24 protein-coding genes and 1 other RNA gene are annotated in these 25,926 nt (G+C 61.2%); 14 read left to right on the plus strand and 11 right to left on the minus strand.

Annotated elements, in window-relative coordinates; genetic code table 11:
* Positions 1–14 precede the first annotated feature (14 nt).
* Complete coding sequence (hisN, locus tag QWU43_RS08595) at positions 15–800, minus strand: histidinol-phosphatase (protein ID WP_370917607.1); 786 nt, start codon at positions 798–800, stop codon at positions 15–17.
* A 151-nt stretch (positions 801–951) separates the two neighbouring features.
* Between hisN and deoD the strand changes: the two genes are divergently transcribed.
* Positions 952–1,668 carry a purine-nucleoside phosphorylase gene (gene deoD / locus QWU43_RS08600; RefSeq protein WP_370914333.1) on the plus strand — a complete coding sequence of 239 codons (717 nt, stop codon included), beginning with the start codon at positions 952–954 and terminating at the stop codon, positions 1,666–1,668.
* A 32-nt stretch (positions 1,669–1,700) separates the two neighbouring features.
* Entirely contained in the window at positions 1,701–3,125 is a 1,425-nt protein-coding gene (locus QWU43_RS08605) for an MFS transporter (RefSeq protein WP_370917608.1), read from the plus strand.
* Between the two features lie 123 nt (positions 3,126–3,248).
* On the opposite strand, the gene QWU43_RS08610 is transcribed toward QWU43_RS08605, so the two are convergent.
* The 5 genes from QWU43_RS08610 to QWU43_RS08630 form a co-directional block, all read right to left on the minus strand.
* Positions 3,249–4,109: a hypothetical protein gene (locus QWU43_RS08610; protein ID WP_370917609.1), complete on the minus strand. Its 861-nt coding sequence runs from the start codon at positions 4,107–4,109 to the stop codon at positions 3,249–3,251.
* Between the two features lie 215 nt (positions 4,110–4,324).
* Positions 4,325–5,623 (minus strand): ABC transporter permease, encoded by a 1,299-nt coding sequence (locus QWU43_RS08615; RefSeq protein ID WP_370917610.1) that lies wholly within the window; start codon positions 5,621–5,623, stop codon positions 4,325–4,327.
* A complete protein-coding gene (locus tag QWU43_RS08620) occupies positions 5,620–6,294 on the minus strand; it encodes an ABC transporter ATP-binding protein (protein ID WP_370917637.1) in 675 nt (224 codons plus the stop codon). Before QWU43_RS08620 ends, QWU43_RS08615 begins: the two co-directional genes overlap by 4 nt.
* A gap of 113 nt (positions 6,295–6,407) precedes the next feature.
* Positions 6,408–8,216 (minus strand): HlyD family efflux transporter periplasmic adaptor subunit, encoded by a 1,809-nt coding sequence (locus QWU43_RS08625; RefSeq protein WP_370917611.1) that lies wholly within the window; start codon positions 8,214–8,216, stop codon positions 6,408–6,410.
* 137 nt (positions 8,217–8,353) lie between these two features.
* Positions 8,354–9,286, minus strand: coding sequence for an inositol monophosphatase (locus tag QWU43_RS08630; RefSeq protein ID WP_370917612.1), 933 nt, complete (start codon positions 9,284–9,286; stop codon positions 8,354–8,356).
* Positions 9,287–9,324: 38 nt separating this feature from the next.
* On the opposite strand from QWU43_RS08630, the gene prfB reads away from it, so the two are divergent.
* Positions 9,325–10,431 (plus strand): peptide chain release factor 2, encoded by a 1,107-nt coding sequence (gene prfB, locus QWU43_RS08635; protein WP_370917613.1) that lies wholly within the window; start codon positions 9,325–9,327, stop codon positions 10,429–10,431.
* Between the two features lie 104 nt (positions 10,432–10,535).
* Here the strand turns inward: prfB and QWU43_RS08640 are convergent, their stop codons facing one another.
* Complete coding sequence (locus QWU43_RS08640; RefSeq protein ID WP_370917614.1) at positions 10,536–12,188, minus strand: AbgT family transporter; 1,653 nt, start codon at positions 12,186–12,188, stop codon at positions 10,536–10,538.
* 305 nt (positions 12,189–12,493) lie between these two features.
* On the opposite strand from QWU43_RS08640, the gene ftsE reads away from it, so the two are divergent.
* From ftsE to QWU43_RS08680, 8 genes are all read left to right on the plus strand, one after another.
* Complete coding sequence (ftsE, locus tag QWU43_RS08645) at positions 12,494–13,183, plus strand: cell division ATP-binding protein FtsE (RefSeq protein ID WP_370914325.1); 690 nt, start codon at positions 12,494–12,496, stop codon at positions 13,181–13,183.
* Between the two features lie 38 nt (positions 13,184–13,221).
* On the plus strand, positions 13,222–14,124 hold the full coding sequence (ftsX, locus tag QWU43_RS08650) for a permease-like cell division protein FtsX (protein ID WP_370917615.1): 903 nt from the start codon (positions 13,222–13,224) through the stop codon (positions 14,122–14,124).
* Positions 14,125–14,216: 92 nt separating this feature from the next.
* Positions 14,217–14,708 (plus strand): SsrA-binding protein SmpB, encoded by a 492-nt coding sequence (gene smpB, locus QWU43_RS08655; RefSeq protein WP_370917616.1) that lies wholly within the window; start codon positions 14,217–14,219, stop codon positions 14,706–14,708.
* A gap of 91 nt (positions 14,709–14,799) precedes the next feature.
* Positions 14,800–15,888, plus strand: a complete 1,089-nt coding sequence (locus tag QWU43_RS08660) for a hypothetical protein (RefSeq protein ID WP_370917617.1) — start codon at positions 14,800–14,802, stop codon at positions 15,886–15,888.
* A 116-nt stretch (positions 15,889–16,004) separates the two neighbouring features.
* Positions 16,005–16,382: a transfer-messenger RNA gene (gene ssrA / locus QWU43_RS08665) on the plus strand.
* Positions 16,383–16,544: 162 nt separating this feature from the next.
* A complete protein-coding gene (locus QWU43_RS08670; RefSeq protein WP_370917618.1) occupies positions 16,545–17,048 on the plus strand; it encodes a DUF262 domain-containing protein in 504 nt (167 codons plus the stop codon).
* Complete coding sequence (locus QWU43_RS08675; protein ID WP_370917619.1) at positions 17,045–18,157, plus strand: HNH endonuclease family protein; 1,113 nt, start codon at positions 17,045–17,047, stop codon at positions 18,155–18,157. The genes QWU43_RS08670 and QWU43_RS08675 overlap by 4 nt, the downstream gene beginning before the upstream one ends.
* A complete protein-coding gene (locus tag QWU43_RS08680; RefSeq protein ID WP_370917620.1) occupies positions 18,139–18,978 on the plus strand; it encodes a hypothetical protein in 840 nt (279 codons plus the stop codon). The genes QWU43_RS08675 and QWU43_RS08680 overlap by 19 nt, the downstream gene beginning before the upstream one ends.
* Before the next feature lie 1,229 nt (positions 18,979–20,207).
* On the opposite strand, the gene QWU43_RS08685 is transcribed toward QWU43_RS08680, so the two are convergent.
* Positions 20,208–21,737: a nucleobase:cation symporter-2 family protein gene (locus QWU43_RS08685; RefSeq protein WP_370917621.1), complete on the minus strand. Its 1,530-nt coding sequence runs from the start codon at positions 21,735–21,737 to the stop codon at positions 20,208–20,210.
* Positions 21,738–21,883: 146 nt separating this feature from the next.
* A complete protein-coding gene (locus tag QWU43_RS08690) occupies positions 21,884–22,399 on the minus strand; it encodes a type IIL restriction-modification enzyme MmeI (RefSeq protein ID WP_370917622.1) in 516 nt (171 codons plus the stop codon).
* Between the two features lie 193 nt (positions 22,400–22,592).
* On the opposite strand from QWU43_RS08690, the gene QWU43_RS08695 reads away from it, so the two are divergent.
* On the plus strand, positions 22,593–23,294 hold the full coding sequence (locus tag QWU43_RS08695) for a metal-dependent transcriptional regulator (RefSeq protein ID WP_370914318.1): 702 nt from the start codon (positions 22,593–22,595) through the stop codon (positions 23,292–23,294).
* Here QWU43_RS08695 and QWU43_RS08700 read toward each other — a convergent pair.
* Together QWU43_RS08700 and QWU43_RS08705 are read right to left on the minus strand one after the other, a co-directional pair.
* Positions 23,291–23,806: a flavin reductase family protein gene (locus QWU43_RS08700; RefSeq protein ID WP_370917623.1), complete on the minus strand. Its 516-nt coding sequence runs from the start codon at positions 23,804–23,806 to the stop codon at positions 23,291–23,293. The two genes, QWU43_RS08695 and QWU43_RS08700, sit on opposite strands and share 4 nt — an antisense overlap.
* Complete coding sequence (locus QWU43_RS08705) at positions 23,803–24,207, minus strand: pyridoxamine 5'-phosphate oxidase family protein (protein WP_370917624.1); 405 nt, start codon at positions 24,205–24,207, stop codon at positions 23,803–23,805. The genes QWU43_RS08700 and QWU43_RS08705 overlap by 4 nt, the downstream gene beginning before the upstream one ends.
* 86 nt (positions 24,208–24,293) lie before the next feature.
* Between QWU43_RS08705 and nrdI the strand changes: the two genes are divergently transcribed.
* Positions 24,294–24,746, plus strand: a complete 453-nt coding sequence (gene nrdI / locus QWU43_RS08710) for a class Ib ribonucleoside-diphosphate reductase assembly flavoprotein NrdI (protein WP_370914315.1) — start codon at positions 24,294–24,296, stop codon at positions 24,744–24,746.
* A gap of 13 nt (positions 24,747–24,759) precedes the next feature.
* Complete coding sequence (nrdF, locus tag QWU43_RS08715) at positions 24,760–25,758, plus strand: class 1b ribonucleoside-diphosphate reductase subunit beta (RefSeq protein WP_370914314.1); 999 nt, start codon at positions 24,760–24,762, stop codon at positions 25,756–25,758.
* Positions 25,759–25,926: the final 168 nt, after the last annotated feature.

Genomic DNA, 25,926 nt, shown 5'->3' on the forward strand with positions numbered 1-25,926 from the left:
GAGGGGAGCGGTGCTCACACCGTGAACCTCCCCAGCAGCTCATCGTGGAGCAGACCGTTGGTGGCCAGGGCGTCGCCGCCGGAAGGGCCGTCGACCCCGGAGAGGGAGGTGAAACGACCGCCCGCCTCGGTGACCAGCACCGCGAGCGGGGCGAGGTCCCACAGGGCAACCTCGGGTTCGGCGGCGACGTCCACCGCCCCCTCCGCGACGAGGCAATACGAGAGGAAGTCGCCGAATCCCCGCAGCCGCCAGGTGTCATCGGAGAGCGTCAGGAATGCGTCGAGAAGTCCGCGATCCCGCCAACCGTCGAGGGATGAGAAGGACACCGACGCATCCGCGATGTCCGCGACCCCGGAAACCCGGAGACGCTTGGGGGAGCCGCCCGAGAAGGACCGCCAGGCGCCCTGCTCATCTGCGGCCCACCAGCGGCGTGCTAGGGCCGGGGCACTGACGACGCCGACGACGGGTTTCCCGTCGACGAGCAGTGCGATGAGTGTCGCCCACACGGGAGCACCGCGGACGTAGTTTTTCGTGCCGTCGATCGGGTCGATCACCCACTGGCGCCCTTCGAGGGCGGCGTCACCGCCGAACTCCTCACCCAGTACCGCATCCGCCGGACGGTCGGTGGACAGTCGTTCCCGGAGGAGTTTCTCGCACGCGATGTCGGCGTCGCTCACCGGCGTCATGTCCGGCTTTGATTCGACGGTGAGGTTCGATGCCTCGAACCGGTCCAGCGTGTGTGTGTCCGCGATATCGGCGAGTTCAAGGGCCAGTGCGAGGTCATCGGCGTAGGTGCTCATGTCCACTAATGATAGGCGAGGTGCGCAGCCGGAACCTCTGGAACAAATGAAAAAAATTACATGGACAAATGTTCGCATACTGGGTCACAATGGGTCAGGAAGTACGGGCCACCACCCCTTCGCCCGAAAACAACACACAAGGAGATGCGTCATGAGTACCGAATCCACCCCGCATATCAACCCCAAAGGCGCCCCCATCGCCGAAACCATCCTGCTCCCAGGTGATCCGCTGCGCGCCAAATTCATCGCCGAGACCTATCTCGACAACGCCGTCCAGTTCAACGATGTCCGCAACATGCTCGGCTACACCGGGACCTATCAGGGACGTGAGATCTCGGTGATGGGCTCCGGCATGGGCATCCCCTCCATCTCCCTGTACTCCTGGGAACTGATCAACGTCTTCGGCTGCCGCAAGCTCATCCGCATCGGCTCCTGTGGAGCATTCCAGAAGGACCTGGACCTGTACGAGATCGTCGTCGCACAGTCAGCATCAACCGACTCGAACTTCCTCTCCCAGTACAACGTTCCCGGCACCTATGCCCCGACCGCCTCCTGGAAGCTACTGTCCGCGCTGCAGGAGCAGGCCCGTGAGCAGGGTGTGGAGACGCATGTCGGCAACGTCCTGTCCAGCGACATCTTCTACCACGCCGATGAGACCGCCAATGACCGCTGGGCGAGGATGGGGGTTCTCGCCGTCGAGATGGAGACCGCAGGCCTCTACGCCGTCGCCGCTGCCAACGGTGCCGACGCACTCGGCCTGTTCACCGTCTCCGACAACATCGCCACCGGAGCGCGGACCACTCCCGAGGAACGACAGACCGCGTTCACCCGGATGATGGAGCTCGCCCTACCGCTCGCCGGCGTCTAGCCGATTCACCCGTATCAAGGAGCACCACACCAATGGACACCCCCATCTCGGCAGGGCGCGGCGTCAACCCCAAAAGGGCGGTGCCGATCCTGCTCTTCAGCTTCGTGTTCTGCCTCGTCATCGACAATGGCTTCAAGTTCATGTCGAAGCCCATCGCCGATGCCCTCGACCTGAGCGTCACCACCGTTAGCCTGCAGGCCACCCTCGCAGGCATCGTCATCGGCATCGGCGCCGTGGTCTACGCGGCACTCGCCGACGCGTTCTCCATCAGATCCCTGATGATCGCCGGTATTGCCCTGATCGTCACCGGATCACTCATCGGATTCTTCTTCCAGAACATCTGGCCTATGGTCCTCGCTGGGCGCGTCATCCAGACCACCGGCCTCGCCGCCGCCGAAACCCTCTACGTCATTTACGTCACCAAGTACCTGGATGCGAAGGACCAGAAGACCTACCTCGGCTTCTCCACGTCCGCGTTCCAGGCGGGCCTGCTCTTCGGCATCCTCGGTTCCGGATTCCTGGCGACCACCGTGTCCTGGACCGCGATGTTCCTGGTCCCCCTGATCCTCGTGTTCACCATCCCAGTGCTGATCAAACGGGTCCCACCGGCGAAGGCCGTGTCCAGTCACCTCGATGTGCTCGGACTCTTCCTCATTGCGGTCATCGCTACCTCGGTCATGCTGTTCATGCAGGACTTCAACTGGCTGTACCTGTTCCCCGTCGTCCTCGGGACCGCGTGCTTCATCTGGCACATCACCGCGCACAAGGGCGCCCTGGTCCGTCCCGAGTTCTTCACCAACAGGCGCTACGTCTGGGCGCTCGTCCTCGTGCTCGTCGTCTACTCCGTGCAATTGGCCTATATCTTCATGTTCCCGTTCGCTACCGCCGATCTCCACGGCATGGAGATCGACGAGGCATCGGTGCTGCTGGCCCCCGGATACGCCGTCGCCATCGTCGTCGGTGCACTGTCCGGCAAGATCGGCCAGTATCTCAGCTCACGGCAGACGATCACCGTCGCTCTCGCCGGAATCGTTCTCGCGCTGGCGCTCCCCGCGGTGTTCACCACCGCCAGTGTCGCTGTCCTGATCATCTCGATCATCCTGTTTGCCTCAGCGTTCGCACTGCTCTACGCGCCGCTCGTGTCCACCGCGATCTCCACCATTCCGGCGGAGAAGTCCGGTGTGGCCATCGGGTTCTACAACCTGACCATCAACATCGCCATCCCGGTGGGCATCGCGTACACCGCGAAGCTCATGGACCTGAAGTTCGAGTTCTTCCGCTTTGCCACCACCGCTTCCTCGGATACCGGGGTTCAGTACGCCACGGTCCTCTGGATCATCACCCTCGTCGCCGTGATCGGCAGCGCGGTCTACCTGCTCGCGGACCGTCGGATGAGCACCGCCGAGAAGCAGCGGGCGGCGGCCGGTGACGATCCCTCCGTGCCCACCGCCCGGTAACGGAGTCACTCGGAACCGTCCCGCAGTCACTTCTATCCGGTACTCGTACTGAAACGACGATCCGCCCCGCACCAGGTCACACGGTGCGGGGCGGATCTTTCTGACGGAGAAATCAACCGGAAATCAGTCTTCCGGGTAGGTACCGCCGCTGGCCTGCCGGTAGACGTAGGCGAGGGCAGTGATGTACGCGGGCCCGGTGATCAGCATGCCGAGTCCGAGCGGGATCGCGGACACGATAAGGATCAGGCCCCACAAGATCGAGAAACCGAGCAGCGGAAGATAGTTCCGGGTACCGGCCTGGAATCCCTGCCTCGCGGCGTCACCAAAGGATGCTCCCCGGTCGAGGACGAAGAGATACATCAGCATGTACAGCGGGCCGACGAAGATCAGAGCAATGTTCACGAAGATTTGGAGCACGCCCGGCAGCAGGTAGGGGACTGCGGACGTGATGATGTCGACGATCAGGACGAACACCAGAGCCTTGACGAAGTTGGGGCCACCGAAGAAATCAGTGAAGGTGATCTTCTTTCCGTCCGCAGCCTTCAGCGCGGCGGTGGCGAACATCACCTGAACCACGATCATGATTAGAGTGAAGAGGATCAAAATGATCGGGTTGAAGTTGTAGCTGTCCGTATCCGGTGTCGCCCCGGTCTCCGGGTTGAAGGCACCGTCCGCCGACATCTGGGAGAACATTGCGGCGAATCCCGCACCGAATATCACCACGGACAGGATACCCACGACCAGCGTGGTGACGATCCACGCGAGCGGAGAAGCGAATACGGTGCGGAAGCCGTAGCCGACACTTTCCATGACGCGGACCTTGCCGTCGCCCTGCACCATTCTCCGACCGTTGTTGTAGGGCGCGGCCCCTGCGTATCCTTCGGCGGAGCCGTCACCGTAGTTGTTAGCGCCGTTATAGGGATTGCTGTCATTTTCCGGGTGGTAGTTTCCCCCCGGGTAGTTGGGGTAATCGTCTCTTGCCACTGTGTGTTCTCCTTCGTGTGCACCGAGTGGGTGCGCTGATAGGTTGTTCCGGTGGGATGAATGACATCCGGTGCTCCATCTGGTCCCCTTGTACCAGGATCCATCAGGGTACCCGATGCACACCACCATTCCGGTTGATGCTGTCGACCATGTACAGGGTAACCGGGTGTTTTTCGTGGTTCGACACTGCCCTGCAAATGATACGGGTTAAGATACTATTCGTAGCGCAGGGCGTCGATGGGTCGCATCCGTGCCGCTTTCTCCGCCGGGTAGAAACCGAAGAATACGCCGATGCCCATGGAGAAGCCGAGGGCGACGATGACGCCGATCAACGGGGGCAGAACAATCTTCCCGAGGAACTTCGCTCCCACCATGCCGAGTGCACCGCCGAGCAGTACGCCGATGATTCCGCCGAGCAGACAGATGATCATCGACTCGATGACGAACTGCCTGCGGATGTCCGCATTCCGGGCACCGAGAGCCTTACGCACACCAATCTCCCGGGTCCGCTCGGTGACCGTCACGAGCATGATGTTCATGACACCGATGCCTCCCACGAGCAGGGATATCCCGGCGATGACGGACAGCCCGATGCTGAGTGAATCGATGATCGTCTTGAGGATCTCGAAGTCTTTGCTCATGTCCCGGGCGTTGGCGGTGAACTCCGGATCATCGGCGTAGGCGAGCTCCAGGAAGGAATTGAGATCAGCGAGCAGCGCTTCGCCGTTGACCCCAGGGGACGGCCGGACCGACACCTGATCCCAGAGCCCCGGATCATCGGTGTTCAACCGGGAATCGACGGTCCAGGGGGCGTAGATCCGGTACTCCTTGAACGAGCCGGAGAGCAGTCCGCCCTTCCCTTTCTCCGCGATCACGCCGACGATCATCAGGGGGAACGTTGATCCGTCGGAGGAGGTGTAGTCGATGGTCTGGCCCAGTGCACCAGCGGCATCTCCCGCGAACAAGGAGTCAATGACGGATTGGTTCACCACCGCGACGGAGCGTTCCCCGGTGATGTCATCATCGGCCAGATTACGGCCGTAGCCGATTTCGAAGCTCTGCATCGCCATGTAGTCCGGGTTGACTGCACTGAGAGTAACGCTCTGGGTGGTCTCCGGAGCATCGGACGAGGCCGCGTCTCCGGGATGATAGGACATGGCCCCCACCGCCACACCACTGATCCGGCCCTTGAACCGGTCGGACAGTACGTCAATGAACTGCGGGGTGATCTTTGAGGATGCGGCGACGGGTTCCGGCGGGACGTACATGAACGCGTTGGACTGTTCGGTCTGCTCCTCACCGTCCTTGGGGCGGGACTCGACCTTCACGACATAGTCGTTGACGCCTGCGGCGGCGAGCCCCTCGACCGTCTGTGCCTTCAGCGAGGCCCCGAGGGTGAGGATCGCGATCACCGACGAGATACCGATGATCACACCCAGTAGGGTCAGGAGGGAACGCATCTTGTTGCTGCGGAAACTTCCCAGCGCCAGGCGGATCGCTTCAGCGTAGGTCATCGGTCCGCCACCCCGTTATCGAGTCGGCCGTCGGTCATGGTGGCGATTCGTGTCGTCTCCGCCGCGAGTTCCGGGTTGTGGGTGATCAGGACGATTGTTTTCCCTTCCTCGGTGTTGAGCTTGTGGAAGATGTCCATAACGAGGCGACCGGTCACCGAGTCCAGCGCGCCCGTCGGTTCATCGGCCAGGATCAGATCGGGGTTGTTCGCTAAGGCCCGAGCGATGGCGACGCGCTGTTTCTGTCCACCGGACAGCTCGTTTGGGTTGTGCTTCATCCGTTCGCTCATCCCGACGAGGTCGAGGAGTTCCTCGGCACGCTGGCTGCGTTCCTTCCTGCCGACACCGGCGTACATCATCGGCATCTCCACGTTCCGGGCTGCGCTCATCCGGCCGATCAGGTTGAAGTTCTGGAACACGAAACCGATGTGGTGGTTGCGGTACTCGGCGAGTTTGTCACCCGGCATGCGGAGGATGTCGACGCCACCGAAGAAGTAGCGACCGGACGTCGGATAGTCCAGGAGCCCGATGATGTTCATCAGGGTCGACTTGCCGGACCCGGAGGCGCCCACGACCGAGACGAATTCACCGTTTTTGACGGTGAAGTCGCACCCCGGGAGCACTGTCAGTTCATTGTCGGTGCCGATGTTGAATGTCTTGGTGATCCCGCGCATCTCCAGCAGTAGGCCAAGAGTGTCCGTCTGTCCCGGTGCGGGGGCGGTGGCGTCCGGATGCGCGGGAACTTGGGCATGGCGACCTGCGGGAGAGTTCCTTCTCCGGCGAACGATCATCGCCCGTCGTCTCCGTCCTCGGGGGTGTCGAGTTTCACCTTCTGGCCGATGAGATACCGATGGGTCGAACCCTGGTTGATCACCTTGTCCCCCTCCTTGAGGTCCCCACCGCTGACGGCGACGGTGAAGTCACCTGCGGTGCCGAGGGTGACGCTGCGTTCCTCGACGGTGCCGTCCTCGGTGACCACCAGAACGGCCTTCGTACCGTCATCCCGGTCGTAGGCGGCGTCACGGGACACGGAGATCGTGTCGGTTTCCTCCGCGAACGTTATGTGGATCTTCGCGGATCCGCCGATGAGGAGACCATCCGTGGGGCCGTTGACGCGGATGACGACGGCGAAGGTGGGCTTCGTGTCCTTCGTCGGCCCACCAGCGGCGGTAGCTCCGGAGGCTGCGGCCGACGCCACCCCCGAGGCCACGGGCGAGACGGAGGAGACGGTGCCCTTGTAGGTGCGGGAACCGGTCGCCGGGGTCGTGAACTCCGCCTTTGCACCGGGGGACAGTTTCGCGACGTCGATCTCCGGGATCTGCGCGGTGACGGTGAGACCGGTGTCATCGGCGATCGTCGCAATGGAACCCGCGGCAGGCTTACCTACTTCGGCGGGAACCGCGATCACCAGACCGGCGAAGGGTGCCCGGACCGTACTTGACGCGATATCGGCGTTCAGGGACTCAGCGGTCCGGTTGGATCCGGATCTGGTGGCCTGGGCGGAACGTCGGGCCTGCTCGATACCACTCGTGAGATTCTGCAACTGGTGCCGGGTGTTCAACCGTGCGGTCTCAAGGGCGACGGCGGCATCCTTTTTCTGATCGAAGGCTGCGGCGACGTCTCGCTGCGACTGCGCCAGTTCGGAGTTGACCGAGCGGAGGGCGGCGTCGTAGGCCTGCTGCTGCCGGTTGAGCGACTGCACGGAATCCGCCAGGTTCGCCACTGACTCGACCGTGCCCAGGTGTGCGTTGATCTCCTGCTCCGGGATGATGCTGTCTGACCGTTGTCGGGCCTTGATCGAGGCCTGCAGAGCGTCGATCTTCGCGGAGATCTCCGCCGTCTTCTCCTGATCGCCTGCGGCATCAGCCAGTTCCCTGCGCAGGGCCGACAACTCGGCGAGGTCCGCGGCGAGATCGAGATTCTGTTCCACACCCCGGGTTTCCGCGGCAATGGATCCGACTCCGGCGCGGGCGACGTTCAGGGAGGCGGAGAATACCTGTTTGCGGGCGGCATCGACGGCCTGTTCCTGGCTGACCAGTCGCTCATCACGACCCGCTTTGACCTGGGATTTCTTCTCATCGAACGAGCGCAGTGCATTGTCGTAGGCGGTGGTCGCCGTACGGAGCGCTGACTCCGCACCGTTCAGTTCGGGGTTGAGTCCCTCATTGAGGCTCTCCTGGTACTGGTCGTACGCCTGCTGCGCCTGCTCAATCCCGTTGACCGCACCGGCGACGGCATCGGCCTGCTGTGCCTGTTGATCACGCAGGGCACGCTCCTGTTCGGACACATCGATCGTCGCGATGATCTGATCTGCCTCGACCCTGTCACCGACCGCGATGTTCAGGGTATTGACCGGGCCGGTCAGGGCGGTGTTCACCGACCTGGTTTCACCTGCGGTGATGGTTCCCTGCGCCTGGAGCTCCTGAGCGACGTCACCTATCTTGACCACACGATATTCGTGGGCAGCCAGGGTCGTGTCATCATTCGATCCACATCCCACCAGGCCGAGAGCGAGGACAGCGGTCACGGCCAGGAGTCTGGTGCGACCACCGGGCACCGACCGCTCAAAGAAAGTTGACTGAGATGAGTGGCGCACTGGAGGCAGCACTCCTTCCGCTAGGTGAGGCGAACAGGGGTAGTCATCCCACTCTAAGTGTGTGGAACGGGCGTGTTCCAGAGGCTACCCCCGTATATTTGAGGGTGAATCAACACCGCGCGGGTGTCTCCCGACCATCACGACCAGATTGCGGCGATCTCCTCGACGGCCCTGGGGTTGCCGGCGACGCACCAGATTTTTCCTCCGGCCTCGATCTTGCGGCAGGATCCGCCTGCTCCTTCGACGAGGGCCCGGCCGGGTAGCCAGTCCCAGTCCGCGACGCTGTGCTGGGTCCACACACCGAGTTTTCCCTCCGCGACACCCGAGAGATCGAGGGAGCCTGCGCCGAGCATACGGAGTGTCGCAAAGCGGGTGGAGACGGCCAACCACGCATCCCGGACGGTGTCTTCGGCGAGGAATGTCGGATGAACGTAGGTGGCCAGTGACACCTCGGCGCAGGGGGCATCGTTGAGCTGTCCGATTGCCTTTCCGTTCACCGTTGTGGGAATCCCCGGCCCCCCGAGATGCGTGGTGTCGTGGGAGGGGCGGTGCACCGCCCCGAAGTGTAGACGCGACGGCGCGGAGGGGGAGCCGTCGACGAGGGCGATAGCGGAACAGAAGTAGTCCGAACCCGACGTGAAGTTGTAGGTCCCGTCCACCGGGTCGATCACCCAGGTACGCCCCGAGGTCGAGCGCCGGGCAGCACCTTCTTCACCGAGAAGACCGTCATCCGGGCGCAACGCAACCAGTGCCTCGGAGACGAAGGTTTCCGCCGCCCGGTCGGCCTCCGTGACGACGTCCGAGACCGATGTTTTGTAGTCCACATCGAGTCCTCCGCTCTCCCGGATCGTCAACGCCAATTGGCCTGCGGTACGAACCAGGGCACACGCGAGTTCGACGTCGGTGGATCCGGCGTGCACGGTGGTGAACTCCGAAACCAGCTTCCGGGTGTCCGTTCCGTAGTAGTGACTCAGATCTGTGGTAGCGGATCCAGTTGGGTCCGGAACGGTCCTGTCCGTGGAGGGGGCGGTGACGGACGGAGGTTCTATGCGCTGGCGCGGCTCGCTCATGCTGCCCATTGTGCACCGTCACGGTAGTGTTAACCACTGTGCAACCTGATGTAATCGCAGACCTCAATGAACTCGACGCCACGCTGACGACCATCGAGAAGGTGATGGATCCGGAGGCGATGGCCGACCGCGTCCGTGAGCTCGAGGCGCAGGCCTCCGACCCGACGCTGTGGGATGATCCCGAGCACGCCCAGCAGGTCACCTCGAAGCTCTCCCACATGCAGGCCGAGCTGCGCAAAGTCGGGGAACTCCGGCAGCGGCTCGAGGACCTTCCGGTGATGTACCAGCTCGCCGAGGAGGAGGATGAGTCCACCGAACTCGTCGACGAGGAACGCCGTGATCTGCGCGCGGACATTGAGGCCTACGAGGTCAAGACCATGCTCTCCGGCGAGTATGACGCCCGTGAGGCCGTCATCAATATCCGTTCCGCCGCCGGCGGCGTGGACGCCGCTGACTGGGCGGAAATGCTCATGCGGATGTACACCCGCTGGGCGGAGAAGACCGGGCACAGGGTCGACATCTACGACATCTCCTACGCGGAGGAAGCCGGCATCAAGTCCGCCACCTTCGTCGTCCACGGCGACTACACCTACGGCACGCTGTCCGTGGAGCAGGGCACCCACCGCCTCGTGCGGATCAGCCCGTTCGACAACCAGGGCCGCCGCCAGACATCCTTCGCAGAGGTCGAGGTCCTGCCCGTCGTGGAGACCACCGACCACATCGAGATTCCCGACAACGAGATCCGCGTCGACGTCTACCGTTCCTCCGGCCCCGGCGGACAGTCCGTCAACACGACCGACTCCGCGGTCCGGCTCACCCACGAACCCACCGGCATCGTGGTCACCTGCCAGAATGAGAAGTCCCAGATCCAGAACAAGGCGTCGGCCATGCGGGTTCTTCAGGCCAAACTGCTGGAACGCAAGCGCCAGGAGGAACGCGCCGAGCTCGACGCCCTGAAGGGGGACGGGTCGAACTCGTGGGGCAATCAGATGCGCTCCTATGTGCTGCACCCCTACCAGATGGTCAAGGATCTGCGCACCAACTTCGAGGTCAATGACCCGTCGAAGGTTCTCGACGGCGAGATCGACGGATTCCTGGAGGCGGGCATCCGCTGGCGGATGTCGGAGCAGCAGAACAAGAACTGATCCGCCGTACCCGCCGGGGCCTGCTTCGGCACTGAGTATGTGAACGGCCCTTCCCGTGGTGATCGGGAAGGGCCGTTTGTCGTGTGATCCGGGTGCCGTGAGAGTCAGCGCACCGGTACCCCTGGGCCGAGTGGTAGTCCGAGGATGTACCAGAGGAGGAAGAAGAGGAACCAGCCGACGAGCATCGCGATGGAGTAGGGGAGCGTGAGGGACATGAGTGTCCCGATGCCGGCCCGCTTGTAGTAGCGCTGCAGGAAGGTCAGGGCGAGAGCGAAATAGGGGCTCATCGGCGTGATGATGTTGGTGGGGGAGTCACCGATGCGGAAGAGCATCTGGCTGACCTCGGGGGAGACACCGACGTACATCATCATCGGTACGACGACGGGACTCATCAGCGCCCACTGTGCGGACCCGGAGGTCACCATCAGGTTCAGGACAGCGACGAGGAGCACGAACAGTGCGAAGAGGACGGGGTTCGGCAGGTCCGCCCGGGAGAGTAGCTCCGCGCCGTGGATGGCGGACCAGACCCCGAGGTTGGACCAGGTGAAGTAGGCGAGGAACTGGGCGACTGCGAAGAACAACACCATCATGGGGACGAGTGTTCTGATGCCTTTGGCCATGAACTCGGGGACGTCCGCAGCTTCGGTGATTGTTCCTGTGGCGCGACCGTAGATGATCCCGACGATGAAGAAGTACACGGCGATGGCGACGGCGATGGAGCGGATCAGTGGGGACTCCATGACGGAGCCATCCTCGCCCTGGAGCGGGGAACCGGGAATGAACATCGCGGCGAAGTAACCGGCGAGCAGAACCAGCGACCACACGGCGACCTGAATGAGTCCACGCTTCTCGACGTCGTGCAGTTCGAGCTGGGTCTCATCCTTCTCCGCGTCACCTGCGTCATCGGCGGCGTTGGGCGGGGTCTCCCCGAAGCTGGCGGCCTCGTAGTTGACCTGGTCATGGTCGATGAGCTCACGGGCCTTGTGTCGGACGAAGAATTCGGTGACGGCGGTGATGATGAGAGCCAGAATGATGGATGAGGGGACGACGAAGAAGTAGTTCGCCAACGGAGAGACCTCGTAGCCGGGTTCGACGATCTGCGCCGCGGACGTCGAGAGTCCGGCGAGGAGGACATCGGTGATGTTCAGGATCAGCGAAGAGTTGAACCCTGCGGAGCTTGCGGCGAAGGCCACCATCGCGCCGACGATGGGGGAGCGGCCGACATGTCGGAAGGCGGTGGCTCCGATGGGAATGAGGATGACGTACACGGCGTCGGATGCGATGGAACCGGTGACACCGGCCAGCGCGACGACGAAAGTCAGCATCGTCGGGCCGACGCGCCCGATCGCTCCCCGGATGGCGGCGCCGATCAGGCCCGAGTATTCGGCGACGGCGACACCGAGCATGACGATGATGATCAGTCCCAGCGGCGGAAATGAGGTGAAGTTGGGGACGGCCTCATTGATCATCCGCTGGAGTCCGTCCGTGGAGAGCAGGTTCGTAACCCGCACCTCCTCGCCGGTGGAGGGGTTCGTGGCGGTCATGCCGATCTTCTCGCCGATGAAGCTGGAGACGAGGACCAGACCGGAGAGGATGACGAAGAGCCAGAAGGGATCGGGAAGCATGTTCCCCAGGCGTTCGACGAGTCCGAGGAAACCACCCGCCTGATCTCGTTTTTTCTCTCTGTTCGCCGTGCCCGTGCCTGTGTCTGGGGTTGTGGCCGGGGCACGGGTGGCGGCGTTCTTGCTGTCGGTCATGTCTTCTCACGACTCCTGGTGTCGGTTCGGGGACCACGGGGGTCGGGGCAGATGGTGGGGGCGATGAATGTAGTACCCGGTCAGCGGCGTACCTTACCGAGGTGCGACCTTTGGGACGATGGTAGCGGTCGTGGTTCCCCCCACCACCGTCTCGTACGGGAATGCGGTCTGTGTGGCGCATGGGGCCTGGCCTGTCACTTGCACCACCTTGATGAAGAAAACCGCAGGTCACAGTAGCGGCACAGGTGCAGATCAGGAAGTGTCCAAAGTTTCGCCAGTGGCGCCAATGAACTAAGGTGACGGGTGTGATCACCTTCGACCAGGTAACAAAGACGTACAAAACCTCGACCCGGCCCGCACTGGACAACATCTCCGTGCACATCGACAAAGGCGAGTTCGTCTTCCTCATCGGGCCCTCCGGATCCGGCAAATCGACATTCCTGCAGTTGATGCTCCGCGAAGAGAACGTCACCTCCGGGGACGTCCGTGTCGGTGACTTCCATGTGAACAAACTCCGTGGTGCGCAGGTCAACAAGCTACGGCAGCGGGTCGGCTACGTGTTCCAGGACTTCCGCCTGCTGTCCAAGAAGAACGTCTACGACAACGTAGCGTTCGCGCTCGAGGTGATCGGCAAGAAACGCAGCGTCATCGAGAAGCTCGTCCCCGAAACCCTCGAACTCGTCGGACTGGAGGCCAAGGGCACCCGATTCCCCGCCGAGCTCTCCGGTGGCGAGCAGCAGCGCGTCGCCATCGCAAGGGCCTTCGTCAACCGGCCCCTGGTGCTACTGGCCGACGAGCCGACCGGCAACCTGGACCCCGAAACCTCCAACGACATCATGCTGCTGCTCAACCGCATCAACCGCACCGGCACCACCGTCGTGATGTCCACGCACAACGCCCAGGCTGTCGACCAGATGCGCCGCCGAGTCATCGAACTGCACCTCGGCAGGCTCGTCCGCGATGACGCCCACGGCGTCTACGGCGTCGGTCACTAACCCACCCCGGTCACCTCTCTAGGAGAATCAGAAAAAGCATGCGATACCGATTCGTCGCCCGCGAGGCGTTCCAGGGGCTGGGACGAAACCTCACCATGACCATCGCCCTGATCATCACCACGGCCATCTCCCTGGCACTGCTCGCCACCGGATTCCTGGTCACCGGGATGACCGAACGCACCAAGGACATCTACCTCGACCGCGTCGAGGTGATGATCCAACTCGACGAGGACATCTCCGCCAACGACACCGACTGCTCAACCGAACCATGCCGCGAGGTACTCACCGCCCTCGACGGCTCCGACGGCGTCGAGTCCGTCACCTTCCGCAGCCGTAAACAGTCCTACGAGCACTTCGTCGAAGTGTTCAAGGACACCGATCCCGCGCTCGTCGAGGCAACGTCCCCGGACGCGCTTCCCGCCGCGGTTCATGTCAGGCTCGAGGACCCCCTCGATACTTCTCCGCTCGACCCCGTGCGGGATCTGCCCCAGGTGGACACCGTCATCGACCAGATCGACGATCTTCGCTCCGCGACCGATAACCTTGACGCCGTGCGTAACGCCACCTTCCTCGTCGCCGCCATCCAGGCGCTGGCCGCTATCTTCCTCATCGCGAACATGGTGCAGATCGCCGCCTTCAGCCGCCGCGAGGAAATTTCCATCATGCGCATGGTCGGTGCCTCCCGCTGGTTCACCCAGGCCCCCTTCGTCCTGGAGGCCGTCATCGCTACGCTACTTGGTTCGGTGCTCGCGGTTCTCGGCCTCATCGCCGGCAAGAACTTCGTCGTCGACAAGGCGCTCAAAGGCCTCTACGATTCCCAGCTCATCGCGCCCGTCACCACCGGCGACATCTGGGTCATCGCGCCCGTCGTCGCCCTCGTCGGCGTCGTGTTCGCGGCGATCACCGCGCAGGTCACCCTCCGCCTGTACGTCCGCAAATAACCCCCTGTACCACCCGACGCCCGCCCCTCCCGCAACAGCGGAGAGTGAGGTGGGCGTCGGCACGCGACAGGTGCGGTAACATCGGACGGGTTATGGCAAAGAAGAAGAAAAAGGCGAACGAGAACCCGGTGATCGCGACCAACCGGAAAGCTCGCCACGACTACAAGATCCTCGACACCTACGAGTGCGGCATCGTGCTCGTCGGCACCGAGATCAAGGCACTGCGCGAGGGCAAGGCCAACCTCGTCGACTCCTTCGCCATGATCGATAACGGGGAGGTGTGGCTGCACAACCTCAACATCCCCGTCTACTCCCGCGGCTCCTGGACGAACCACACCCCACGCCGCACCCGCAAGCTCCTGCTGCACCGCAACGAGATCGACTCCCTCATGGGCAAGGTCCGCGACGGCCGCCGCACGCTGGTGCCCCTCAAGCTGTACTTCGTCGGCGGACGCCTGAAGGTCGAGCTCGGACTCGCCGAGGGCAAGCAGGACTACGATAAACGCCAGGACATCAAGCGTCGCACCGAAGAACGGGAGATCACCCGGGAGCTCGGCCGCCGCATCAAGGGGATCAGGGGATAGGAACCGTTTCGGGGCGCACATCCCCGTCGTTTCGGGCTACCTATAATTGGCGGAACGACGCGTTCGCCACCCCATAAGGAGTCCCCCGGCAGTGGAACACTGGCACCTCGACCACCCCGAGATCGGCCGAATTGAACTCACCCTCGGCAGCCCCGGGGAACTGCGTGAACTCGACCCCCGCTGGCCGATGTCCAAGGAGGATGTTGAGGGGGTGGAAGAAGCCGGCGGAAGCGTGGACAAACACGCGAAGAAGGAAGCCGACTGGGCGGAGAGCGCCATCTTCGGCGCCACGACAATGTCCTCCTTCCTCAACGGCGCCGCCGACACCGCGAGAAGGACACCACTGCTGAAAACCCGCAGCGACAAAATTGACGCGGCGGTGATCCGGGCACGGGACGCCGTGACCACCGGCGTCCTCATCACCGTCGACGGCGCCATCCGGGGCCGACTCCCCGTGGCCCAGACCATCACGGTACGGATCGACGAACGGATACCCTCCGGAACCTACAGCCGGGCAGCGAAGAACAAGAGCGCGCCCTGCCTGAAAATCGACAGAAACGCCCTCCACGAAATCCGCTCCGTTCTGTTCCGCAAGGGCGGCGAGATCATCGAATTCACCCCACCCCCCGGATCACACGCCGAAGACCGATACCGGCAGATGGAGGAAACCCCCTGGAAACGATTGCTCTACCCACTGGGGGCAGGCCTCGGTAAAGCAGGCTGGGCAATCATTGCCCTGGTACTGCTGCCGCTGATCGGCCGCATCATCGGGACGATCATCGACTGGATCATCGAGCGGCTACCCGACGTCGACATCCCCTGGCCCGACATCAACCTCCCCTCCATCCCCTGGCCCATAATCAGGTTTCCAGCCATCCCCTGGCCCGACATCAACCTCCCGAAGATCCCGTGGCCCGACTACGAGATACCCGGATGGTTGGAATGGCTGCTCGACCACCCCAGAGTATGGTTGCCCATCGTCATCGGACTCATCGTCGGGATCGTATCGCTGCGCAACGGCAGAAAATCCCGAAAAATCCGCGAGCAGTGGAAGCAGACCGGAACCGGGAGAAGCCCCGGGACAGAAAAACCCGGGGAACCGAACGAGCGACGGGACGACCTCGACGAGGGGGAGACCCCCGAACCACCGTCGGAACCGGATGAACCAGATGAGCGATGAACCCGCTTGCAGGTCAGCGCCCCGCAGCGTAAAGTAAGTGCTCCTGTGGTCAACGTACGACCCACCACAGGACTGCGGCCACCCGAGGGAAACCGAGGAGACACCGCAGGATGCAAGGGGCTGATATGGTTTCGACTTCGTGCATCAAGCCAGGGGAAGCGTGCCGGTGCAGGCTAGAGACCACCGTAAGCGTCGTAGCAACCTCATAAGCGCCGAGAACACTCAGCGCGACTACGCCCTCGCTGCCTAATACCAGCGACCGCGTGTCTGTCGGCCCAGGTTCGTCCCTGACCTGGTAGCCGGCATCGATCAAGGGACTTGCCGTCCGGCCGCGTCAGCGGGGCCGTCCGGGACTCTCACCGCTGACTGGGCCCATCATCCGGAACGAGTTCGTCCGAGCCGGAGGGCCGAGCAGAGATCAGGCGCGAACTGCGCACGGAGAAGCCCTGGCGCGATTACGGAGGACCCGGGTTCAATTCCCGGCAGCTCCACAAAAGAGGATGTTCCCGCCCAGCATGCTGGGCGGGAACATCCTCTTTTTCATTAGTATAGAATAATGTTCCAGAATCGCAGTATTTTGATCCCGATGGCACGAATTTACAGCCCACAGACTACCCGAACTAAACTGCTTTTTTAGATCCGAAAGGGGGCGGAAAATGAAAGGGAGCATGCAAGAAGTATGGAAAGTTTACGATGGGGCAAATAAAGAAATAATAATACCGGTTTACCAGAGAAACTACGACTGGACCGTCAAGCAGTGCAGACGTTTATTTGACGACCTTGAAAACATAATCGACGAGGGACGACCGAAGCACTTTTTCGGCGCCGTAGTTGGAGTCTCCGAGTCTTCTTGGAAATGGGTGGTCATCGATGGGCAGCAACGGCTGACCACTGTCAGTCTCCTGATGGTCGCACTGGTCCACGCTATTGAGCAGGGTGCAATCGAATGTAGCGACGGTTCCCTGTCGAAAAACATCAAAGAATCCTACCTACTGCTGCGAGACGACAACGAAACCATCAAGCTCAAATTGAAACCAGTTAAAGATGATTTCTCCGCGTATGAACAGCTATTTGTTGAAGGGGGGAGTAGAAGCAGTTCGTCAAATGTGATCAGCAATTATCTGTACTTCATGGAAAGGCTCGACCATACCTGTCTTTGACAGCGGATGATGTTTGGAAAGCAATCCAGCGCCTAGAGGTCATGCAACTCGATTTGGAAGCTCACGATAATCCTCAGAGAATTTTTGAGTCCCTGAATTCCACCGGTCTCGCATTGAGCGAGGCCGATAAAATCCGAAATCTAGTATTAATGGGGCAGGGCACGGTGACGCAAGCCAAGCTCTACGATCGGTACTGGAATCCGATGGAGAAGGCTGTGGACTATAATACTGACTGGTTCATCCGCTGGTGGCTCGTGGTAGAAACTGGACGCACACCGAACAAAAATGCAGTATATGAAGATTTTAAAGAATACATCCTTCGAGATAAACAAGATATTTCGGAGGTTCTGGAAAGCCTGCTGGAGTATTCTATCATTTGCCGACAGATAGAAAATGCCGAAACCGGTATTGTTGCAGTCGATACGGTTCTTCGCAGGTTTAATGATATTAAGGGTGATGTCGTACTTCCCCTCCTGATGCCTCTGTTGCGGGATGTTCGCAGGCAGGTAACAACAGGCGAAGATTTTCTGCAAGTGGTCAAGATATTGGAGAGCTACCTGTATAGAAGAATAACCTGCTCCATCGCTGCAAATTCGCTCAATAAGATATTTTCGACCGCGTATGCCGATTTAGTTAAACTACGTAAAAATGATGAACCATACTCGGAGATACTCACCTACTTGTTACTCCGCAGGGGTGGAGGAGGTCGTTTTCCGGGTGACCAAGAGTTTCGTAGAGAGTTCACGCAAAGAAACTCCTACCGAATGCGCCCAAGTTACCGTCAGTATCTCTTCGACTGTCTTGAGAACGGCAAATCGAAAGACGTTCGAGATATTTCTAATGCGTTGAAGCGAGGTGATATCTCGATTGAGCACATAATTCCACAAACTCTCACGGAAAAATGGAGAAGTGAGCTCGGAGAAGATTGTGAAAAGATTCATGCGGAGTGGGTTCACCGTATAGCCAACCTAACGGTTACGGGATACAACTCCGAATACTCCAATCGTTCATTCCGGGAAAAGAAAGAAGCTCCCGAAGGTTTTGTCAGTAGTCCGTACAGGCTCAATGCAATGGTTAAGGAGCAGGAATCTTGGGGCTTCCCGAGTTGATATCTCGCGCAAAGATCCTCGAAGAGCTCGCTATTTCCTATTGGGCGTATCCTGAAACCAAATTCGAACCGCGTGAAAATTCTCTGGAAACCGAAGCTCTGTCATCGGACATTAACTTCACCGGTCGATCAATCGTTGGTTATGACCTGGGTTCATCAATGATCGTCGTTTCCAGTTGGCAGGAAATGTTGATCCGAGTCCTGGGGACTCTTGTGCGGGATCATCGAACCAAGCTATTGGAGTTTTCAGAGAAGTCACTCTATCTCAGGCGCCTGCAGTCGCCAGAAGATATTGTAACGAATGATCGTGGTATCGATTTTATTCGGGTTTCGGACGAACTCTGCATTCCACCTGGTTCTAATACGGAATCGAAGATCAGCTTTTTACGGAGCCTGTTTGAACACCTCGATCTAGATCAGGATGATCTGGTCTTTTCGTTGCGCTCCTTGAAGGATGAGGTCGAGAACAAGCACAAGGACCACAACCGGTTTCGGGAGCTTCTGGTGTTTTTGCCTAGATTTGAAGAGGTTGGCAACAACTCTGCGCGAGAAGAGGACTTTTCCGCCTTATTGGAACAATTCTCTGGAAAAATGTTGCAACTGAATCTCGTGGTTCAAGATCCGCGTGAAGTGATTCACCCGAAGCGACTGTATGACTATTACTCCAGCGAGATTGTTGCGAATTCGGGTGAAGAAGAGATACTTGCTGTCATCTGTTTGATGTTGAATGTCAGTCATTTGACAGGAGGGGCGGAGTTTGAACAGGTAATCCGTTCGGGCGTCATATCAATGTGGCTCAAAAGGCTCGAGACTTTCGGTTAGGGTGATCTTTGATTTCATTCCGGATCGGCGTCTCCTGTCGAGGGCAGATGGTCCCGTACTGTGGGAGGGGTCAGAGTCCCTGGAGTTCCCGCCAGAACCTTTGCGACCTAGGACAATCCTATAGATCGGCCTCAACAAAGTCGCCGCCCACCGCTGTGTTCAATGCCACGCAGAAATTCCTGGGGTGGCTCCATCCAGGTTCTGCGCGGTGTCAGATGAGTTGCAACGGTGAGACCGTGAATTGGTACGCCTGTGTTTGGTTCGGGTTCCGCGATTGGTGCGGTGTTTTTGAAAGGTGAGAGGGAACATCGTGTGCGCCTGACGGGGGGGGGATCTGGTCACAAAGACTCAAGATACGGTTTCGCGCACCGTTGGGGGGATACGAGACAGCCTCCGATACGGAGATCTCTCAAGCTCCGATCGGGGAAGCGGAATGGGAAGGCACTCGGTGGCGGAGCGGTCCGGAGCATTCCACTTCTTCGACAGCCTGCTGTCGGCGTGCCGGTTTTCCCCAGGTAGTCGATACCCAGCGTGGACAGCGACGGAATAGTGAACGCATGTATATACCGTCTGATGGGGTCGATCGTGTTGCCGAGTGCGAGGAGATTCGCTCTGGTTCGCACATGGCATGCATTGATCGCCGCGACTGTCTGCCCTGGATGAGATCCGGTTCTCCCGCGAATACTCCTTTGACCGCGACAATCGTCAGGGTTCACCGGGCTCGTTCTTCGGTTGGAATACCGGCGCCGGCCTGTGGCTGTTCTTCATTCGCAGACGGTCAGTTTCAGATTCCTGGTCGAGTCAGTTTGCATCCTCGGGTCTCCCCGGCGTTGTTCTGACTGAATGATGGTCACCTCTCGGGAAGAAGCGTGGAGGAGCCGGGGCCGGTCCAGGAATCCGGGGAGCTTTTCCGGATAAGGACGGAGGATGTCTGGGCAGGTGGAGTTCAGAGATCGGGGAGTCCGTTGGTGTCGCTGTGTGCGCACCTATCTGTCGGTGGAGCCTCAACCGGGGCGCCGGAAGGTGTTGCCTGACGCGTGTGTGATCGGACCACCTCTCGGACCGAATCACATTCCTGCCGGAGCCCGATCCGGAGCAGTGGTGCGGGGAACCCACGGTAAAAGATCGTCGCCCGGCCCCCCGACGCAGCCCTGAACCGAAAAAGACCCCACCCTCCGACGACACTAACTGCCGGAGAGCGGGGTCGTGCCCGTTGTACGGGGCGCGAATTAGCTGCGTTCCGTACCTGTTTTGTAGACGTTGGCGTCGATACCCGCGAGTTCTGCTTCGTCGAGGTCCACGCCTGCGTTGGCGGGGGTTCGTTTGGTTCCGAAGAAGAGGAGGTTGAGCAGGATCGCGGTGAATGCTCCGGTGGTGATGCCGGAGTTGAACACGGTGCCGAACCAGTTGGGGAACTGCTCGAACAGGGTCGGGTGCATGACCGGAAGCAGGCCCATCGTCAGTGAGACCGCGATGACCAGGACGGAGTTCTGGTTCATCTCCAGTTTGGTCAGGGTCTTGATTCCGGAGGCGGCGATCATGCCGAAGAGTGCGGCGGTGGCCCCGCCGAGAACCGGGGTCGGCACAGCGGCGATGATTGCGCCGAGTTTGGGCAGCAGGCCGAGTACCACGAGGATGGCGCCTGCACCGGCGACGACGTAGCGGGACCGTACCCGGCTCATGGCCAGCAGGCCGATGTTCTGGGCGAAGGCGGTGTACGGGAAGGTGTTGAACACGCCGCCGAGCATGGTGGAGAATCCGTCGGCACGCAGGCCGTCGGCGATCTGGCGGGGAGTGGCCTTCTTCCCGACGATCTCGCCGGCGGCGAGGAAGTCGCCAGTGGCTTCGACGAGGGTGACCAGGCCGACGAGGACGAGGGCGATGACCGCGGAGACGGGGAACTCGGGGAATCCGAAGTGGAAGGGGGTGGCGACGCCGACCCAGTTTTCCTCCCCGACGCCGGAGAGGTCGACCTTGCCCATGAATGCGGCGACGATGGTGCCGACGGCGAGTCCGATGAGGACGGAGGTCCGGGCGATTGCGACGGGTGCGAAGCGTTCGATGATGAGGACGACGAGGAGGGTGAACAGTCCGAGGCTGATGTTGGCGACGCTGCCCGCGTCGTCGCCGTAGCCGCCGGAGATGTTGTTCGCGGCGACGGGGATGAGGGAGAGTCCGACGCAGGTGATGACGCTTCCCGTGACCAGTGGCGGGAACATCCAGAGGATCCGCGCGAACACCGGTGCCATGAGGAACATGAACAGGCCGCAGGCGAGAACCGAACCGTAGATCGCGGCGGGTCCGTAGTTGACGCCGATGACGATCATCGGGGGAACGGCGGTGAAGGTGCAGCCCTGGACGATCGGCAGGCGTGCGCCGAGACGCAGGAAGCCGACGCACTGGAGGATCGTGGCGATACCCGCGACGAGGAGGTCGGCGGTGATCAGATAGGGCAGGTCGGACGGTTGCATCCGTCCGGCCTCGATCATCGCCCCACCCAGAACGAGCGGAACCGCGACGGCCCCGGCGTACATCGCCAGGACATGCTGGAAGGACAGTGGCCAGAGTTGGGTGGCCGGCGGGATCTGGTCGACGGGGTGGACGGAGTTGTCGGGGGTGTCGAGTGCTGTGGACTCGTTCTTCGGGGAGCTCAACGTGGCGGACCCATCTATCGGGGGTGGTCGGGGATGCGGCGGGGCCACCGTCGACAAGGTTCGTGCGGTGGTCGCGTTGACCCGGGATTCCGGGGTGGTGCCCATCGGGAAACACCGCTTGAGACTTTAGTACGAGTTGTCTGACAGGACTCAATAGTTACCGTGAGAAAATTCGGACATGAGCCCTTGACCGAAGAAGACCCCGGCCGGGACGGGCGTCCGGTCGGGGTCGTGCGGGAAAACGGTCCGTGCTACTTGGACTCGTCCTCTTCTTCCTCGGGGTCGATTTCTTTTTTGGCGAGGCTCATCAGTTCGTCGACGTGCTTCGGGAACTCACCGACGTGGAACTTAGTGGTCTCGGAGTCGTCGGCGAGATTCATGAGGGCCACGTTCACGTAGTCGGTGACGAGGAGATACTCGGGCATCTCGGCCTGGGCGGCGAGAGTCTGCAGGGCCCCTTGAATGGCGTCCTCCAGGTCGGAGCCGGGCTTCTTCATGACACCCGCGATGACGCCGGGCCAGTAGATGGCGAGGGGGTTGTCGGACCCCTCGGACAGGCGATCCGCGTCCTCGAAGCTAGTGGTGACGCGGTCCGGGTCGGTCCCGAAGGCCTGGAACAGGCCGGTGAAGAACTGGCGGACGTCGGTGTCATCGATCTTGGCGTCGCCGCCGGCGAAGCTCTTCGCGCGGTCGGCGCGGGCGTCCGCGAAGACGGTCAGGTTGTCGACGATGGTTTCACGGTCCAGGTTGTATTCTTCGTTGCTCATGGTCGACGAGTGTACGTGCGTGAAGATGAACCTGCATCCCCATACGGGTGCGCCCGTTTTCTTGGTGGCGGTCTCACCGGCGCTGCAGAAGTCTCCGGTGCACGATAAGGTCGGGGGTAATGGAACCTGGATGAGGACGAGCGCTGGCCCAGTGCGAAATTGTCGTCCTCACGGATTGCGGTGGGATGTGGGTATGAATCTTGAGGATCTGACTGACAGCGCGCAGAATTACCTGAAGAGTCTGTGGACGTTGTCCGAGTGGACGGGCGGTGCTGTGACACCTTCGGAGGTGGCCCGGCACCTGGATCTGCGTCCGTCGTCGGTGTCGGATCAGATTCGTCGCCTGACGTTGGCCGGGCTCGTTGATCACGCACCTTATGGTTCGGTGACACTCACCGATGAGGGTCGTGCGCTCGCCCTGCAGATGGTCCGCAGGCACCGGCTCGCGGAGACGTTTCTCGCCGAGATGCTCGGCTACGAGTGGGATGAAGTGCACGAGGACGCCGACCGGCTGGAGCATGCCATCTCGGAGAAGATGTTGGAGCGTATCGACGCCGCGCTCGGTCACCCGGAGCGGGATCCGCACGGTGATCCGATTCCGGCCTCTGACGGTGTTCTGCCGGAGCGTTCATTCCGTCCGCTCGTGGATTGCTCGGTCGGGGAGTGCGTACAGATGAGCCGGATCCGTGATGCGGATCCGGCGGTTCTCCGGCATCTCGGGAGTCTGGGGATCGTACCGGGGGCGGAGTTCACAGTCAGCGACGCAGGGGAGACCTCCGGTGTCATGCTTCTGAAATCGGGCGACCGGGGGCACGATGTGCCGCTCGCCAGGGACGTCGCGGCGAGCATCCGGGTGGTTCCGGTGTCCGCTCCGGATGAAGGACGGGAAGACTAGTCCTGTTCGCTCTCGTGCACCGGTTCGGCGGTCCAGTAACTCCGCGCTGAATGGATGAGCGGTGGTGGCCGGTCGCCGGCGATGTAGGTTTCCACGCATTGGGCGAGTACCAGCCGGGAGTCACCGACCGGGATCGTGGTGAGTATCCGTGCTCTGAGTACCGCACCGAGGCCCCGGATCACCGGTAGACCGGTTGGTCCCGGAAGGTGATCGACGCCCTCGAAACGGTTGATACCGGACGTCGAGAAGCGTTGGGCAAGAGCTGCATCCCCGACTCCGAGTGCATGGATCGCAACCTCCTCGGCAGCTTCAACCGCAGGCCAGGACGATGATCCGGCCTGCAGTGAGAACGTCAGGGTCGCCGGGTCGAGCGACACTGACGCGACCGATGAAGCGGTGAACCCCACGGGGGCACCGTCCGGAGCGAGCGTGGTGATGATCCAGACACCGGAGGCGCATCCGCGGAAGAACGTTCGGAGACCTTCACCTGCGGGGAGTGCATCGGAACTCATTTGTCGTCGACCCGGGTTCCCGCTTTGGCGCCCGAGCGCAGTGAGTAGATCTCCTCGATCGTGATGACCACAGCGTGCTTCGGTGTGCCCATGCCGTTGTCCTTGGCGAAAGCGATGGCATTGTCCCAGGCGGGGCCTTCGTCGACTAGTTCGGCGGTGCCGATGAACCGGTATCCGTCGAGAGCCTCGCGGTCGATGACCGCGACGGCGACGCGTGAACCCGCCACGATATTCGCCTGATGCTGCCCACCGGTGTTCTCGTTGAAGATGAGATGAGTGTCGTCGAGGACGCGGAGGGACCGCTTGGGGCCGATGTTTGGGGTGGTGGGGTCGGTGACGGTCGCGAGGATGGGGAGCTGGGTACCCAGCATCTCGCGCATTTCAGTGGTGATGACTGGCATGGTTGGTTCTCCTTGGAACGTCGGGTACGGTTACCGGCGTCAGTATAGTTCGTTGGGCCGTAAATGAAAGTTCGTGCGTTTTCGTCATGTCCGAGCCTTGCATCATCTATTTTTCCTCAGTCTCCGGAAATACCGAGCGTTTTGTGCAGAAGCTGGGGTTCGCTGCCCAGAGACTACCGCTACGGGTCTCAGATCCGAAGGTGGAGGCGACCGCGCCCTATGTTCTGATCACCCCGACCTACGGAGGCGGGTCCAGGGCCCGGGCTGTTCCCAAGCAGGTCATCCGTTTTCTCAACGAACCGGGGAACAGGGCACTCCTCAGAGGCGTGATCACAAGCGGAAACACGAATTTCGGCGAAGCCTTCTGCTGCGCCGGCCCGATCATCGCCGCCAAATGCGGCGTCCCCGAGCTCTACCGTTTCGAACTCCTCGGAACCACAAGGGATGTCGAGCGCGTCAGGGCCGGACTCATCGACTTTTTCCGGGACCTGTGCGCTGACGTCTCCGCGCAGTGCCCCGATACGGCAAAGAAACCCTGAAAGCGAGGAACGAATGACGACGACAGAATCACTCACCCCACCCCAGTGGCGTCCGGGGGAGAACCGCCCGCTGCGACCGGTCAACTGGAACCGGCTCTCCGACGAGAAGGATCTCGAGATCTGGCAGCGCCTCACCGCCAACTTCTGGCTACCGGAGAAGGTGCCGCTCTCCAATGATCTCGGACAGTGGCGGAACATGGATGAGGTGACCCGTCAGCTCACGGTGAAGGTATTCACCGGATTGACGCTCCTTGACACGGTGCAGGCGACCGTCGGCGAAATCTCACAGATCCCCGATGCCCGTACCGAGCATGAGCAGGCAGTCTACGCGAACATCGCGTTCATGCAGGCCGTGCATGCGAGGTCGTACTCTTCGGTGTTCAGCACGCTCTGTTCGACCGCCGAAATCGATGAAGCCTATGAATGGGCGGTGAAGAACCCGTTGCTGCAACGCCGTGCTACCGCGGTGATGGCGCACTACTACGGCGATGACCCACTGAAACGAAAGGTCGCCGCCACGCTGTTGAGCTCACTCCTCCTGTACGCGGGTTTCTACCTGCCGTTACGGTTCTCCGCACGCGGGCAGATGATGAACACCGCAGACATGATCAGGTTGATCCTCCGGGACAAAGCGGTTCACGGCTACTACTCGGGATACAAGTACCAGCGCGGTCTCGATGCGCATCCCGAGCGGCGCAATGAGATGGAGGATTTCACCGGAACCTTCGTCGAGGAACTTCTTCGCATGGAACTCGACTACTCCTCGGATCTCTATGCCGGATTCGACATTATCGATGGGGTGATGGCTTTCGTCCACTACAACGCGGACAAAGCATTGATGAACCTTGGGTACCCTGCACGTTTCGAGGCGGAATCCGCGGGCGTAGAACCCGATGTGCTGGCAGCCCTTGCACCGGAGTCAAGCGAAACGCACGATTTCTTCTCGGGGTCCGGTTCGTCCTACGTCATCGGGCGAGCGGAATCGACCGAGGAATCGGACTGGGACTTCTGAGGAATATTAACCTTCCGTTCATCCGGCGCCGGTGGCTCCAGGTTCGGCGCCGGCATGGATCACAATGACCCGGATGGGCCGGAGAAGCGTGGGGATCCAGGTCTGCCCGGATCCCGGCCTGGTGGCGTTCTGTCCGACTAATCTCGCGCTGGCTTTCATAAAACATGC

The sequence above is a fragment of the Corynebacterium sp. CCM 9204 genome (genome assembly GCF_041357695.1).
Classification (GTDB): domain Bacteria; phylum Actinomycetota; class Actinomycetes; order Mycobacteriales; family Mycobacteriaceae; genus Corynebacterium.